The following is a 13,882-nucleotide window of genomic DNA, read 5'->3' as shown; positions in this document are numbered from 1 at the left end:
GCTGCGGCCGTGGCTTGCGTCCAATCCGATAGCGGCTCCCCTTTTATCCGGCAAGCGCGACATCCTGGCATGGCAACGCCATGCGGTATGCTTGCCGGAAAAACCTGGGAATCGTCAGCGATTCCGAGACATTTGAGCCCATTGTTGCCTTGCAACGCACGTGCTGTCAATGCGGAAATCAGCCCCGGCGCTGCGCGCTCCCCGACCTACCGGACGGTATGCAGCGCTCGCATCTGCCGAGGCCACAGAGCATAGGCGAGAAGGATGAAAGTTTGATGTACATCGTGGCCATTGGCTGGCTCTACGTGGCGCTGATGATGGCGATCACCGAGCACACTGTGGTGGCAGGGGTTGCCACCTTCCTGCTGTATGGCGTGGCGCCGGTGGCGCTGGTGCTCTACATCATGGGCACGCCCGGCCGGCGGCGGCGCAAGGCCGAAGCCGAGCGCGCGCAGGCGGCCAGGGGCGAGGACGAGTGAGGCAGCGGCCGGCTCAGTCCGCCAGCCAGACCAGGCTGGCCATGCGGCCGGTCACGCCGTCGCGCCGATAGGAGTAGAAGCGACCGGCATCGGCCACGGTGCAGGCGTCGCCGCCGTAGACCTCGGTGCAGCCGGCACGTGCCAGGCGCGTGCGCGCCAGCGCATAGATGTCGGCAAGGTACTTGCCCGGTGCACCGGCGCGGAAGGCTGCGGCAACCGCGGCCTGCTCATCGGCGCGTGCCTGGGCCAGAAAGGCATCGCGCACTTCGGCACCCACCTCGAACGCATCGGGGCCGATGGCCGGGCCCAGCCACGCCAGCCAGCGCGGGGCGCCAGCACCGGCGGCGGCCTGCATCCGTGACAGCGTGGCTTCGATCACGCCGTTGCACAGGCCGCGCCAGCCCGCATGCGCGGCGCCCACCACCGTCCCCTGCGCATCGCACAGCAGCACCGGCAGGCAATCCGCCGTCATCACGGCGCAGACGTGGCCGGGTGCCACCGCCAGGCTCGCGTCGGCCTGGGGCACGGGCGCGCCCGGTGCCGCCACATGGTCGACCGTCGCCACCGCGCAGCCATGCACCTGCTCCAGCCATTGCGGCATCGACGGCAGGCAGGCGGCCAGCCGTGCGCGGTTGCGCGCCACGTCGGCGGGGTCGTCGCCAACGTGGGTGCCCAGGTTCAGGCCGCCCGGGGCTGCGCCGGCAAGCCCGTACGGGCCCTTGCTGACACCGCCCTGGCGCGTCGTGGACAACGCGCGCACACGCGCCGGCGCGGGCCAGCCAGGGACCAGCCAGGCGGGATCAGGCGCTGCGCTCATCGTCATCGCCGGTCACCGTCTTCGTCACCGCCGGCGTATTCCCAGTGGGCCTCGCCGCCTTCCCAGACTTCGTCCCAGGCCTCTTCTTCCTCGCCGGCCTGCGCGCTTTCAAAGTCCAGCGCATCGATCAACGCCTGCAGGTCTTGCGGCGGCTGCGCGGTCCACGACATGTGCCTGCCGGTGGCCGGATGCACCAGGCCGAGCTGGTACGCATGCAGCGCCTGGCGCTCATACGGCACCGGCAGCGGCGCGCGGACCGCCGGGCGCTGCCCGCGCTGCGTGGCGCGGAAGTAGACCGGGTCGCCCACCAGCGGGTGGCCGATCGACTCGAAATGCACGCGGATCTGGTGCGTGCGGCCGGTCTCCAGCTTGCACATCACCATCGACACGAAGCCCCGCCCCAGCGGCACCGTGGCCAGCGTGCGGAAATGCGTGCGCGACGGCTTGCCGCTGGCGGTATGCACAACCGCCATGCGCGTGCGCTCGCGCGGGTCGCGGCCGATGGGCGCGTCGATGGTGCCCTCGTCATAGGTGCGGCCCCACACCAGCGCGATATAGGTGCGCTTGACCGTGCGCGCCTGCAGCTGGCGCACCAGGTCGGTCTGCGCGGTCAGCGAGCGCGCCACCACCATCAGCCCGGAGGTTTCCTTGTCGAGCCGGTGCACGATGCCCGCGCGCGGCAGCGACGCGGCAGCGGGGTCGCGGTGCAGCAACCCGTTGAGCACGGTGCCGCTCCAGTTGCCGGCTGCCGGATGCACTACCAGCCCGGCGGGCTTGTTGATCACCAGCAGGGTGTCGTCTTCATAGACCACGTCCAGCGGCACCTCCTCAGGCGCGAAGGCGGACGATTCCGGCGCGGCCTGCGGCTGGATCTCGATGCGGTTGCCCATCTGCACCGCGTCGCGCGGCCGGCGCACCTGGCCGTCGACGCGCACCGCGCCGCTTTCGATCCACTGCTGCAGTCGGCTGCGTGAAAACTCGCTGAAGTGACGCGCGAGCAATTTATCGAGCCGCTCGCCATGCGAGGCGCTGTCCACCTCCAGCGACAGGGTCACGGCCGGCTCGGCAACTGGCGCGCCGCTGCCGGAGGGCGTCTCGGCAAGGTCTTCAAAGTCCTCGGGATGGGCCTCGAATTCGGCCACGGACGCGGCTGCGCGCACCCGTTCTGGTGGAAGTCCTCCCACGCCATCTCCTGCTTCGGAGTTGGGCTGGGGGCTTGGGCTATAATGCTTGACGCTATTTTTCTTCATCCGGGATACGATTGCCCATGCAATTGCAGAGCATGAAACGCGCGCGCTGGCGCACGACAATTGGAGCGGTTCTGCTCGCAGGCGGCTGCGTCATGCTGTCTGCATGCGGCCTGCTCGCGGACCAACCCGACGAGACCGCAGGCTGGTCGGCCAACAAATTATATTCGGAAGCCAAGGATGCGCTGGATGGCGGCGACTACACGCGTGCCGTCAAGCTGTATGAAAAGCTCGAAGGCCGCTATCCATTTGGCCGCTATGCGCAGCAGGCCCAGATCGATACCGCCTACGCCAACTACAAGGATGGTGAAACGGCCGCAGCCCTGGCCGCAGTGGACCGCTTCATCCAGCTGCACCCCAACCACCCCAATATCGATTACGCCTACTACCTCAAGGGCCTGATCAACTTCAACGACAACCTGGGCTGGCTGGGCCGATTCTCGGGCCAGGACCTGAGCGAGCGCGATCCCAAGGCCGCGCGCGCCGCGTACGACGCGTTCCATACGCTGATCACGCGCTACCCGGAAAGCAAGTACACCCCCGACGCCACGCTGCGCATGCAGTACATCGTCAACTCGCTGGCCCAGCACGAAGTGCATGCCGCGCGCTACTACTACCGGCGCGGCGCGTATCTGGCGGCGGTCAACCGTGCCCAGCAGTCGCTGAAGGACTACGACGGCGCGCCGGCCAACGAAGAGGCCCTGTACATCATGAACCGCTCGTATGACGCGATGGGCATGAAGGACCTGCGCGACGACACCGCGCGCGTGATGGAGCGCAATTTCCCGGACAGCGATTTCATCAAGTACGGCGCGCGCCGCAAGGACAAAGCCTGGTGGGAAGTGTTCTGACGCCGCCTGGCCGGCGGCCATAATGAAACGGGACGTATCGGAGAGGATACGTCCCGTTTTTCTTTTTCCGGCACCCGCGGCGATCAGTCCTCTGCCGCGTCCCCGGCGCCGGCGGGCTCCGCCTCAGACCCCTTGCCGGGACCGCGCAGCGACTCCAGGAACCGCACCACGGTCGCTGCCTCACGCGTGCGCGTGAACGGCGGCAGGCTTTGCCAGATCTGCCGGCCATAGGGTTTCTCGACCAGCCGCGTATCGAAGATCGCCAGCACGCCGCGGTCCGACTCCGAACGGATCAGCCGCCCCGCCCCCTGCTTGAGCGTAATCACCGCATGCGGCAGCTGGTGCACGGCAAACGGGCTCAGGCCCTTTTTCTGCAGCACTTCCATGCGCGCGGCCAGCACCGGGTCGTCGGGCGGCGCGAACGGCAGCTTGTCGATGATCACCAGCGACAGCGCCTCGCCGCGCACATCCACGCCCTCCCAGAAGCTCTGGCTGCCGACCAGCACCGCATTGCCCAGCTCGCGGAAGCGGTCCAGCAACTCGGTGCGGCTGGCCTGGCCCTGCACCAGCAGCGGCAGGTTCAGGCCGCGCTCGGCAAACGCGTCATACAGCAGGTCCGAGGCACGCTGCACGGCGCGCAGCGTGGTGCACAGCAGGAACGTGCGCCCGCCGGCGGCTTCGATCAGCGGCAATGCCGCCTGCACCACCGCGTCGGTGAACTGTGGCGACTGCGGCTGCGGCATGTCGCGCGGCACATAGAGCAGCCCCTGCCTCGCGTAATCGAACGGGCTGGGCAGCGTCAGCGAGCGGTCCTTGTCGAGCCCCAGCTGCGCGGCGTAGTGGGTGAAGTTACCCTTCACCGACAGCGTCGCCGAGGTAAAAACCCAGGCGCGCGGCTGGCCGTCGCGCTGGCGCGTGAAGATCGGCGCGATCGACAGCGGCGTGCGGTGCAGCTGCACGGTATGCGAGAACACCTCGACCCAGCGCACGGTTTCAGGCCCGGCGGGCACCGCCGGGGCTGCTTCGCCCTCGCCCTCCGCCTGCTGCGGTGCCGGCGCGGGCGCGGCTTCGGCGCGCCACGCGGCCAGCTTGTTGGCCAGCTCCAGCGCGCGGCGGTGGCATTGCTGCAGCGATTCGGCACGCTCGGCCTGGCTTTCGAGCATCTCGACGAAGTCTGACAGCGCCTCGTCCAGCGCATCGAGCGTCTCGTTGAAAGGCTCGGCGATACGGCGGTCGGCCTCGATCTGGCCCAGCGCCAGCCGCGCATTGTCCTTGCTGAAGGCCAGGCGCAGGTCGCGCGCGGCGCGCTCCAGCGGCGCGGCCAGCGCGACCCAGTCCACCGCATCGCGCGCATGCGACAGGCCTTCGGCCACGGTATCGCGGGCGATTTCCAGCAGCTGGCTGGTGGAAAGCGTCTCGCCGAAGAACAGCGTGGCGGTCTCGGGCAGCTGGTGGGCTTCGTCGAAGATCACGGTGTTGGCCGCCGGCAGCAGTTCCGCCATGCCGGTGTCGCGCAGCACCACGTCGGCAAAGAACAGGTGATGGTTGACCACCACCACGTCGGCCTGCTGCGCTTCCTTGCGCGCGCGCATCACAAAGCATTCCTTGTAATGCGGGCATTCCGATCCCAGGCAGTTGTCGCGCGTGGAGGTCACCATCTGCCATACCGGCGCGTTCTCGGGCACCGACGCCAGCTCGGCTTTGTCGCCGGTGGAGGTTTCCTTGATGAAGCGGCCGATGTCGCGCAGCCACGCCGCGTCCTGGCGCGACGCCAGGCGCCCGTTAGCCTGTGCGCGTTCCAGGTGGTAATGGCAGACGTAGTTGGCGCGGCCCTTGAGCAGCGCCACCGAGACCGGCACGTTCAGCGCATGGCGCACGGTGGGAATGTCCCTCAGGAACAGCTGGTCCTGCAGGTTCTTGGTGCCGGTCGACAGGATCACCTTGCCGCCCCACAGCATCGCCGGCACCAGGTAGGCGTAGGTCTTGCCGGTGCCGGTGCCGGCCTCGACGATGACGGAATCGCTCTGCGCGATCGCGTCGGCGACGGCCTCGGCCATCTTGTGCTGCGAGGCGCGCGGCCGGTAGCCGGGAATGGCCTGGGCCAGCGTGCCGGTATCGGCAAAAATGGTGGCCAGTTCTGCGCCGCGGCTGGCGCCGTCGTCGGCGGGCGCGGCAGGCGCGGGCGACCCGGCGTCGGTCAGGCTGACGGCTTCGGACGGCTCAGGGGAATCTGGAAGATCGGACAAGGCAGGGGGGAATGTTGTATGGGCCACCGGACGGGGCCGGCGGCAATCGGCAAGCCTGGCGCGGATGCGCTCAGGCCGGCACGTCAGGTTCGAGCTGCAGCTGCAGCAGCGTAATGGCGTCCTTCAGCTTGAGGCGGCGCTTCTTCAGCCGGCGCAGCTGCAGTTCGTCATGGACGGCGTCGCTGGCAAGCCGGTCGATCAGGAAATCCAGGTCGCGGTGCTCGATCTGCAACTCCATGATGCGCCGCTCCAGGGTGTTCAGGTTGCTGTCCATCTATGCCTCCGCTGCGCAGTCACGGTGCCGGACCTCAGAAGCCGAACGGGCGTGGCGCCGACGCCTGGCCTTGCTGCTCCTTCGCCTTGGCGCGGCGCTCTTCCAGTTCCTTCTGGCGCCGTTCGAGGTCGCGCTGCTTGGCCTCGTACGCCTTGACGTTCTCCTGCCGCTGGCGGGCCTGCCCGGCGCCCTTCTGCTGGGCCTCCTGCATGCGGGCATCGAAGTCAGACTGCTTCTTTTCGTACGCCTGCGCATTGGCAGCGCGCTGCGGCGCCTCGCCCTGGCGCTGCGCCTCCCGCAACTGCTGTTCCTGCTGCTTCTTCTCGAAGGCCTCGCGGCTGGACTGCTCACTTGCCGAGCGCTTTGGCTGGCTGGCCTCGAACTCGGCGCGGCGCAGCGCCTGTTCGCGGTCGCGCTCGGCGGCGCGGTGGGCGCGTTCGGCCTCGCCAACCTCCAGTTCGCGCTTGCGCAGCACCTGCAGCTCCTCGCGCTGGACTTCCTTGGCGTTGTTGATGCAGCGGTTGACAAAGAACTTGCCGTAGCACTCGCGTTCGGCGGCGGCAAAGCGGTAGTTGGTCCAGGCGCGCGAATCCTCAACGGCCTTGCGTTCGGCGGCAAAGTCGCGCTGGCCGTTGGCGGCGGGCGGCGCGGCGGGCGCGGAAGCCTGGGCGCGCGCCTCGCGCAGCGGCATCAGCACGGCGCATGCAGCCACGACCAGTGCAGCCAGGCGGCCGAAGCGGAACAGGGAAGTTTCAGGCACGTTGGCGAAGGTTGGCATGGCCAGGATGGTGGCCTTGGCGGCGGCCGGGCGGGACTTGACGATCATGACCGGATTCTAGCATCCGGGCTGGGCCCCGGCCTGCCCCGCCGGCCCGTTCCGGACGTGCGCGGGACGCCGCCCGCCCCGCACCCACTGCGCGTGCCAGCGGATACCTCCCGCGCTTGTGGCAAAATGCCCCGCTTTCGACTGACTGCGTTTTTCGCTGCGCTCTCCGATGTCCAACCTGCCCGCATCCGTCTCGCAAAAGATTGTCTCGCTCATCGCGGCTGAACTGTCCGTGCAGCCCCGCCAGGTGGCCGCGGCCGTGGCGCTGCTCGACGAAGGCGCCACCGTGCCCTTCATCGCCCGCTACCGCAAGGAAGTGACTGACAACCTGGATGACACGCAGCTGCGCAACCTGGAAGAGCGCCTGCTGTACCTGCGCGACATGGAAGACCGCCGCGCGGCCATCCTCGCGTCGATCCAGGAGCAAGGCAAGCTGACGCCGGAGCTCCAGGCCGCCATCGAGGCCGCCGAAACCAAGCAAACGCTCGAAGACCTCTACCTGCCCTACAAGCCCAAGCGCCGCACCCGCGCCCAGATCGCGCGCGAATGCGGGCTGGAGCCGCTGGCGCAGGCGCTGCTGGCCGATCCCACGCTGGACCCGCAGGCCGAGGCCGCCAAGTACGTCAACGGCAACCCCACCGCCGACGGCGGCGTGCCTGATGTCAAGGCCGCGCTGGACGGTGCGCGCGACATCCTGTCCGAGCAGTTCGGCGAGACCGCGGAACTGCTGGGCAAGCTGCGCGAGCACCTGTGGACCAACGGCGTGGTGGCCTCCACCGTGATGGACGGCAAGGAAACCGCCGAGGAAGAGAAGTTCCGCGACTACTACAGCTACAGCGAGACCATCCGCACCGTGCCGTCGCACCGCGCGCTGGCGCTGTTCCGCGGCCGCAACGCGGGCGTGCTGATGGTCAAGCTGGGCCTGGGCGAAGAACAGGACGCGATGGTGCCGCACCCGTGCGAAGGCATGATCGCGCGCCATGTCGGCGTCCAGAACCTGGGCCGCCCGGCCGACAAGTGGCTGGGCGACGTATGCCGCTGGTGCTGGCGTGTCAAGGTGCAGCCCCACCTGGAAACCGAACTGCTGACGCAGCTGCGCGAAACTGCAGAGAACGAAGCCATCAAGGTGTTCGGCCGCAACCTGCATGAGCTGCTGCTGGCCGCGCCCGCCGGGCCCAAGTCCGTGATGGGCGTCGACCCGGGCATCCGCACCGGCTGCAAGATCGCCGTGGTGGACAGCACCGGCAAGCTGCTGGACACCGCCACCATCTACCCGCACGAGCCGCGCCGCGACTGGAACGGCTCGCTCGCCACGCTGGCGCGCCTGGCAAAACAGCACAATGTGGCGCTGGTGTCGATCGGCAACGGCACCGCCAGCCGCGAAACCGACAAGCTGGTGCAGGACCTGATGAAGCAGATGCCCGAGCTGAAGCTGACCAAGATCGTGGTCAGCGAGGCCGGCGCTTCGGTGTACTCGGCGTCGGAGCTGGCGGCCAAGGAATTCCCGGACCTGGACGTGTCGCTGCGCGGCGCGGTGTCGATTGCCCGGCGGCTGCAGGATCCGCTGGCCGAGCTGGTCAAGATCGATCCCAAGTCGATCGGCGTGGGCCAGTACCAGCATGACGTCAACCAGCGCGAGCTGGCGCGGGCGCTGGACGCCGTGGTCGAAGACTGCGTCAACGCCGTGGGCGTGGACGTCAACACCGCCTCGGCGCCGCTGCTGGCGCGCGTGTCGGGCCTGAACACGGTGCTGGCGCGCAATATCGTCGAGTTCCGCGACGCCAATGGCGCCTTCCCCAACCGCGACGCGCTGAAGCAGGTGCCGCGCCTGGGCGACAAGACCTTCGAGCAGGCGGCCGGCTTCCTGCGCATCAACGACGGCGACAATCCGCTGGACCGCTCCTCGGTGCACCCGGAAGCGTATCCGGTTGTGCAGCGCATCCTGGAACACGTCAAGAAGGGCCTGCGCGACGTGATGGGCAACCGCGACGCGCTGCGCGGCCTGTCGCCGACGCAGTTCACCGACGACGCCTTCGGCCTGCCGACCGTGCGCGACATCCTGACCGAACTGGAAAAGCCGGGCCGCGACCCGCGCCCCGAGTTCAAGACCGCAACCTTCCAGGAAGGCGTGGAAGACGTGAAGGACCTGCAGCCCGGCATGGTGCTGGAAGGCGTGGTCACCAACGTGGCAGCCTTCGGCGCGTTTGTCGATATCGGCGTGCACCAGGACGGCCTGGTCCACATCTCCGCGTTGTCGAACAAGTTCGTCAAGGACGCGCACGAGGTGGTCAAGGCTGGCCAGGTTGTCAAGGTCAAGGTGATGGAGGTCGACGTCAAGCGCAACCGCATCGGTTTGTCGATGCGCCTGGACGACGAGCCCGGCCAGGCCGCGGCGCGTGCCGGCGGCGACCGCGGTGACCGCGGCGGCCAACGCAATGGCGGCGGCAAGGGCTTCAGCGGCGGCCGCCGCGAGGCAGAGCCGGCCGGCGCCATGGCCGCGGCCTTCGCCAAGCTCAAGCGCTAGGGCCGATGGCATGACGCCCCGCACGGGCAACCGTGCGGGGCGTTGTCGTTTTCAGCCGCCGTGCGCGATCCGCACGGCCAGGCCCTTGCCGGCGCCATCGGTGCGGTTGGCGAATGCAATCTCCAGCCCATGCAGCCGCGCCACGCGCTGCGCAATCGAAATGCCGAGGCCATGGCCCTGCTCGCGTTGCCCCGATCCGCCACGGAAGAAGCGGTCGCCGAGCCGCGCCAGCACGTCAGGCGCGACGCCCGGGCCCTGGTCGCGCACGGTGACGCCGTCAGGCCGGAAATCGATGGTCACCAGCGCGCCCGGCGGGCTGTAGCGGATGGCGTTGTCGAGCAGGTTGCGCAGCAGCAGCGACAGCAAGTTGGTGTCACCCGCCACCGGCAATGGCGCCTGCCCTTCCGGGGGCCATTCCAGTTCGACGTCGACCTGCTTCTGCTGCGCCAGCGCCAGGCAGTCGGACAGCGCCTGCTGCGCCACCGGGACCCAGTTGACCGGCTGGCGCGACGGCAGGCCGGCAGCATCTTCCAGCCGGCTCAGCGTCAGCAGCTGCGACACCAGCCGGCTGATGCGGTCGATGCCGGAAGCCACGTTGGCACGTGCCTGCGCGCGCTCGGCGTCATCGGCCGAACGCTCGGCGATTTCCCACTGCGCCTTCAGCGCGGCCAACGGCGTGCGCATCTCATGGGCCGCATCGGCGGTGAGACGCCGCTCATGCTCGATCGAATCCGACACGCGCGCCAGCAGGCGGTTCATGGCGTGCACCAGCGGCACCAGTTCGCCCGGCACGGCCTGCAGGCTGAGCGGCCGGCGGTCTTCGGGGGCGCGGCCTTCAATATCGGTCGACAACGCGCGCACCGGCGCCATGGCGCGCCGCATGAACCAGATCAGCAGGCCGATCAGCACCGGCAGGCCTGCTGCCCACGGCAGCACCTGCGCGGCGATATAGGACAGGATCAGCTCATTGCGCTCTGCCACTTGCTGGCCCACGCAGACGCGCCAGCCCGTGTCGGGATCATCGAGGTAGTAAAGCCGCCAGGACTGTTTGCCGATGTTGACGTCGGTAAAGCCCTTCACACCCGGCGCACGCGGCAGCAGGTCGCCCTCGGGATCGATATGCAAGGGCCTGCCGTCCGGCAGCCAGGCGGCAATGGCAAGGTCGCCCAGGCCGGCATCGCCCTGGTCGCCCTCGACCAGCTCTGGCAGCCGGGTGCGCGACGGCGCCGCGGCGACGTCCACCAGCGGCACCACCGAATGCATCTGCAGCGCCATGCGCACCATGTCGGTGTCATAGAGTTCGTTGATCTCGTGCCGGGCGCGCACGTAGGTCATGCCGATGGTCAGCAGCCACACCACCGGCGCGGCGATCAGCACCGCAAGGATGAGCCGGCGCTGCAACGTCATGTGCAGTCCTCGGCCGCGCCCAGCGTGTAGCCGGCGCCACGGAAGGTGCGCACGATCTTCGGATGGATCTTGCGGCGCAGGTGGTGGATATGGACCTCCAGCGCGTTGCTTTCAACGCCGCCCTGCCAGTCATAGAGCTTGTCGCGCAGGAAGTCGCGCGTCAACAGCCGGTTGGGGTGCGCCAGCAGCAGCTCCAGCAGCATGGCTTCGCGGCTGGTCAGCTCCAGGGGCTTGCCCTGCCAGTACGCCTGGCGCGCGGCCGGGTGGAATTCCAGCGCGCCGTGCTTCCAGACTGGCGACGACAGGCCTGCGGCACGGCGGGCCACGGCACGCAGCCGGGCCGCCAGCTCATCGAGCGCGACCGGCTTGACCAGGTAGTCGTCGGCACCGGCGTCAAGGCCGCCGATGCGGCTGTCGATCGCATCGCGCGCGGTCAGCACGATCACCGGGATGCGGCAGCCGCGCGCACGCCAGCGTGCCAGCAGGGTCATGCCGTCCTCGCCAGGCAGGCCCAGGTCCAGCACTACCGCGTCGTAGTGGACCACGTCGAGTGCGTGGTCGGCTTCGGCGCCGGTGCTGAACCAGTCGACCGCATAGTCCAGCAACTGCAGCCCGCGCCGCAGCCCGTCACCCAGCATCGGGTCGTCTTCAACGATAAGGATTCTCATGTTCCACGTGACCCGGACGCATCACGGCATTGTGCATGCGCCGCCTTAATGTGCCATTAAGGTTCGCGCATTATCCTCCGCTGACCTGAAAAGCGTCCGCCCGTTCAACGCGGCCCGGGCCGCGGGCGTGGACATGGCCTTGTCCCCCGTCAGCACATCGCCACTTCCGGCGCCACTTTTCCTTCCCTTCACGCCGAGCCGTTCCCGCATGCAGCACCGTTCCGATCGCCTCGCCGCCAAGCCAGGTCTCGTCACCACCCGGCCCGCCGCGCGCCTGGCAGGGGTGCCCGCGCTCACGCTGGGGCTGGTGGTGCTGGCATTCGCGCTATTGTGGTTCGGCACGCTGGGCGTGCGCCACCTGCTCGGGCCCGACGAGGGCCGCTATGCCGAGATCGCCCGCGAAATGCTGAGCACGGGCGACTGGGTCACGATCCGCTACAACGGGCTGAAGTACTTCGAAAAGCCGCCGTTCCATATGTGGGCCACCGCGCTGTCATACGCAGTGTTCGGCATCGGCGACTGGCAGGCGCGCTTGTGCGTGGCGCTGGCGGGCATGGTCGGGCTGGGCGTATCGATGCTGGCCGCCGGGCGCTGGTTCGGTGCCCGTGCGGGGCTGCTGACGGGACTGGTGCTGGCGAGTGCGCCCATGTGGAACGTCGCCGCGCATTTCAATACGCTGGACATGACCCTGTCCGGCATCATGGCCTGCGTGCTCGCCTGCATGCTGCTGGCCCAGCACCCTGATGCCACGCCGTCGGCGCGCCGCAACTGGATGCTTGCGTGCTGGGCGGCAATGGGCGTGGCGGTACTGACCAAGGGACTGGTCGGGCTGGCGCTGCCCGGACTGGTGCTGGTGGTGTACAGCTGCGTGACGCGCGACCTGGCACTGTGGCGCCGCCTGCATGCGCCGGCCGGGATCGCGCTGATGTTGCTGGTGGTGGTGCCGTGGTACTGGCTGGTGGCGCAGCGCAATCCGGAATTCCTGCGCTTCTTCTTTATCCACGAGCACTGGCAGCGCTATACCTCGACTGTCCATGCGCGCAAGGGCGCGCTGTGGTACTTCGTGCCGCTGGTGGTAGGCGGTTTCCTGCCGTGGCTGGGCCTGGTCCCCGGCATGTTCCGAGCGGTCAGGCAGCGTGCCGCGGTGTTGACCACTGATGGACCCAGGCCGTTCCGGCCTGCGCTGATGGCAGGGCTTTGGGCAGCGGTGATCTTCGTGTTCTTCAGCCTGTCGGGTTCGAAGCTGCCCGGCTACATCCTGCCGGTATTTCCCGCACTGGCGATCCTGGCGGGCGCAGCGCTGGCGCGGACCGGCGACCAATCCTGGCGCAGGCAGCTGTGCGCGATGCTGGTGGTGGGCGCGATCGGCCTGCTGGCGAGCCCGGTCGTGGCTACGCTGGATTCCAATAACACTCCCAACGCGCTGTACCGCGCGTACGCCGTATGGGCCGCGCTGGCATTCACGCTGGTGCTCGGCAGCGCCGCCATGGGGCTGTGGCTGCTGCGGCGGCATGGCCGCCTGGCCAGCATCACGGCCTATGCATTCGGCATGCTGCTGGCGTTCTCCACCGCATTGCTCGGCCACGAGGCGATCGGCCGCTCCGCCTCGGGCATCGACATGGTGGCGCCGATCGAACGCGTGCTGCGCCCCGGCATGCCGCTCTACGGCGTCGGCATGCTCGACCATACCCTGCCCTTCTATCTGCGCCATCCGCTCACCATGGTGGCGCAGGCCGACGAGCTCGCTTTCGGCGCCGGGCAGGAGCCGCAGAAGTGGCTGCCGACCCTCGATGCCTTCGTCGATGCCTGGCAGCACGGCCCGCGTGCCATCGCGCTGCTCTCGCCGCAGGCATTCTCTGAACTGAGCGCGCGCGTGCCGATGCATGTCGTCGCGCGCGACTGGCGGCGCGTGGCCGTCGCCAACTTTCCCCTCGCCGGCGGGCGCTAGCCGCGCCGGCGCATCCTGATTTCCCCTGCCATTCGTCAAATCCAATGCAAGGCAAGAAAGTACTGATCCTCGGCGTCAACGGCTTCATCGGCCACCACCTGACGCGCCGCATCCTGGAAACCACGCCGTGGGAGGTCTACGGCATGGACATGTCGTCGGACCGCCTCGGCGATCTCGTCGACCATCCGCGCATGCACTTCTTCGAGGGTGACATCACCATCAACAAGGAGTGGATCGAGTACAACATCCGCAAGTGCGACGTGGTGCTGCCGCTGGTGGCCATCGCCACCCCGGCGACCTACGTGCGCCAGCCGCTGCGCGTGTTCGAGCTGGACTTCGAGGCCAACCTGCCGATCGTGCGCGCCGCGGTCAAGTACGGCAAGCACCTGGTGTTCCCGTCGACCTCCGAGGTCTACGGCATGTGCAGCGATGATGAGTTCGACCCCGAGGCCTCGCCGCTGGTCTACGGCCCGATCAACAAGCCGCGCTGGATCTATGCCTGCTCCAAGCAGCTGATGGACCGTGTGATCCACGCCTACGGCATGGAGCAAGGCCTGAACTACACCCTGTTCCGTCCGTTCAACTGGATCGGCGC

12 protein-coding genes are annotated in these 13,882 nt (G+C 68.4%); 5 read left to right on the top strand and 7 right to left on the bottom strand.

What is annotated here, in order from left to right; genetic code table 11:
- Window positions 1-275 precede the first annotated feature (275 nt).
- Window positions 276-479, top strand: coding sequence for a hypothetical protein (locus tag A3A5_RS0115090; RefSeq protein WP_018311398.1), 204 nt, complete (start codon window positions 276-278; stop codon window positions 477-479).
- Between the two features lie 13 nt (window positions 480-492).
- On the opposite strand, the gene pgeF is transcribed toward A3A5_RS0115090, so the two are convergent.
- Both pgeF and A3A5_RS0115080 read right to left on the bottom strand, forming a co-directional pair.
- Window positions 493-1,296 (bottom strand): peptidoglycan editing factor PgeF, encoded by an 804-nt coding sequence (gene pgeF, locus A3A5_RS0115085; protein WP_018311397.1) that lies wholly within the window; start codon window positions 1,294-1,296, stop codon window positions 493-495.
- Window positions 1,297-1,298: 2 nt separating this feature from the next.
- Complete coding sequence (locus A3A5_RS0115080) at window positions 1,299-2,546, bottom strand: RluA family pseudouridine synthase (protein WP_026200799.1); 1,248 nt, start codon at window positions 2,544-2,546, stop codon at window positions 1,299-1,301.
- A gap of 17 nt (window positions 2,547-2,563) precedes the next feature.
- Between A3A5_RS0115080 and A3A5_RS0115075 the strand changes: the two genes are divergently transcribed.
- Window positions 2,564-3,394, top strand: coding sequence for an outer membrane protein assembly factor BamD (locus A3A5_RS0115075; protein WP_026200798.1), 831 nt, complete (start codon window positions 2,564-2,566; stop codon window positions 3,392-3,394).
- A gap of 83 nt (window positions 3,395-3,477) precedes the next feature.
- Here the strand turns inward: A3A5_RS0115075 and A3A5_RS0115070 are convergent, their stop codons facing one another.
- From A3A5_RS0115070 to A3A5_RS0115060, 3 genes are all read right to left on the bottom strand, one after another.
- Complete coding sequence (locus A3A5_RS0115070) at window positions 3,478-5,640, bottom strand: ATP-dependent DNA helicase (protein WP_018311394.1); 2,163 nt, start codon at window positions 5,638-5,640, stop codon at window positions 3,478-3,480.
- A 70-nt stretch (window positions 5,641-5,710) separates the two neighbouring features.
- Window positions 5,711-5,914 carry a DUF465 domain-containing protein gene (locus A3A5_RS0115065; protein ID WP_013956445.1) on the bottom strand — a complete coding sequence of 68 codons (204 nt, stop codon included), beginning with the start codon at window positions 5,912-5,914 and terminating at the stop codon, window positions 5,711-5,713.
- A 34-nt stretch (window positions 5,915-5,948) separates the two neighbouring features.
- Window positions 5,949-6,740 carry a hypothetical protein gene (locus A3A5_RS0115060; RefSeq protein WP_018311393.1) on the bottom strand — a complete coding sequence of 264 codons (792 nt, stop codon included), beginning with the start codon at window positions 6,738-6,740 and terminating at the stop codon, window positions 5,949-5,951.
- A 169-nt stretch (window positions 6,741-6,909) separates the two neighbouring features.
- On the opposite strand from A3A5_RS0115060, the gene A3A5_RS0115055 reads away from it, so the two are divergent.
- Window positions 6,910-9,264 carry a Tex family protein gene (locus A3A5_RS0115055; RefSeq protein ID WP_018311392.1) on the top strand — a complete coding sequence of 785 codons (2,355 nt, stop codon included), beginning with the start codon at window positions 6,910-6,912 and terminating at the stop codon, window positions 9,262-9,264.
- Window positions 9,265-9,315: 51 nt separating this feature from the next.
- Here A3A5_RS0115055 and A3A5_RS0115050 read toward each other — a convergent pair whose 3' ends face one another.
- Both A3A5_RS0115050 and A3A5_RS0115045 read right to left on the bottom strand, forming a co-directional pair.
- Window positions 9,316-10,671: an ATP-binding protein gene (locus A3A5_RS0115050; protein WP_018311391.1), complete on the bottom strand. Its 1,356-nt coding sequence runs from the start codon at window positions 10,669-10,671 to the stop codon at window positions 9,316-9,318.
- Window positions 10,668-11,339 carry a response regulator gene (locus A3A5_RS0115045; RefSeq protein ID WP_026200796.1) on the bottom strand — a complete coding sequence of 224 codons (672 nt, stop codon included), beginning with the start codon at window positions 11,337-11,339 and terminating at the stop codon, window positions 10,668-10,670. The genes A3A5_RS0115050 and A3A5_RS0115045 overlap by 4 nt, the downstream gene beginning before the upstream one ends.
- Before the next feature lie 208 nt (window positions 11,340-11,547).
- Between A3A5_RS0115045 and A3A5_RS0115040 the strand changes: the two genes are divergently transcribed.
- Together A3A5_RS0115040 and A3A5_RS0115035 are read left to right on the top strand one after the other, a co-directional pair.
- Entirely contained in the window at window positions 11,548-13,287 is a 1,740-nt protein-coding gene (locus A3A5_RS0115040; RefSeq protein WP_018311388.1) for a glycosyltransferase family 39 protein, read from the top strand.
- Between the two features lie 44 nt (window positions 13,288-13,331).
- A partial coding sequence (locus A3A5_RS0115035; protein ID WP_018311387.1) for a bifunctional UDP-4-keto-pentose/UDP-xylose synthase occupies window positions 13,332-13,882 on the top strand: 551 nt, incomplete at its 3' end.

Origin of the sequence: Cupriavidus sp. UYPR2.512 (assembly GCF_000379565.1) — a bacterium.
GTDB lineage: Bacteria > Pseudomonadota > Gammaproteobacteria > Burkholderiales > Burkholderiaceae > Cupriavidus.
This window is presented reverse-complemented; position numbering and strand designations above follow the sequence as displayed.

Bases quoted from the DNA above. Each gene is read 5' to 3' on its own strand.
- A3A5_RS0115090 (WP_018311398.1), top strand. From the start codon at position 276: ATGTACATCGTGGCCATTGGCTGGCTCTACGTGGCGCTGATGATGGCG.
- pgeF (WP_018311397.1), bottom strand. From the start codon at position 1,296: ATGAGCGCAGCGCCTGATCCCGCCTGGCTGGTCCCTGGCTGGCCCGCG.
- A3A5_RS0115080 (WP_026200799.1), bottom strand. From the start codon at position 2,546: ATGAAGAAAAATAGCGTCAAGCATTATAGCCCAAGCCCCCAGCCCAAC.
- A3A5_RS0115075 (WP_026200798.1), top strand. From the start codon at position 2,564: ATGCAATTGCAGAGCATGAAACGCGCGCGCTGGCGCACGACAATTGGA.
- A3A5_RS0115065 (WP_013956445.1), bottom strand. From the start codon at position 5,914: ATGGACAGCAACCTGAACACCCTGGAGCGGCGCATCATGGAGTTGCAG.
- A3A5_RS0115060 (WP_018311393.1), bottom strand. From the start codon at position 6,740: ATGATCGTCAAGTCCCGCCCGGCCGCCGCCAAGGCCACCATCCTGGCC.
- A3A5_RS0115055 (WP_018311392.1), top strand. From the start codon at position 6,910: ATGTCCAACCTGCCCGCATCCGTCTCGCAAAAGATTGTCTCGCTCATC.
- A3A5_RS0115050 (WP_018311391.1), bottom strand. From the start codon at position 10,671: ATGACGTTGCAGCGCCGGCTCATCCTTGCGGTGCTGATCGCCGCGCCG.
- A3A5_RS0115045 (WP_026200796.1), bottom strand. From the start codon at position 11,339: ATGAGAATCCTTATCGTTGAAGACGACCCGATGCTGGGTGACGGGCTG.
- A3A5_RS0115040 (WP_018311388.1), top strand. From the start codon at position 11,548: ATGCAGCACCGTTCCGATCGCCTCGCCGCCAAGCCAGGTCTCGTCACC.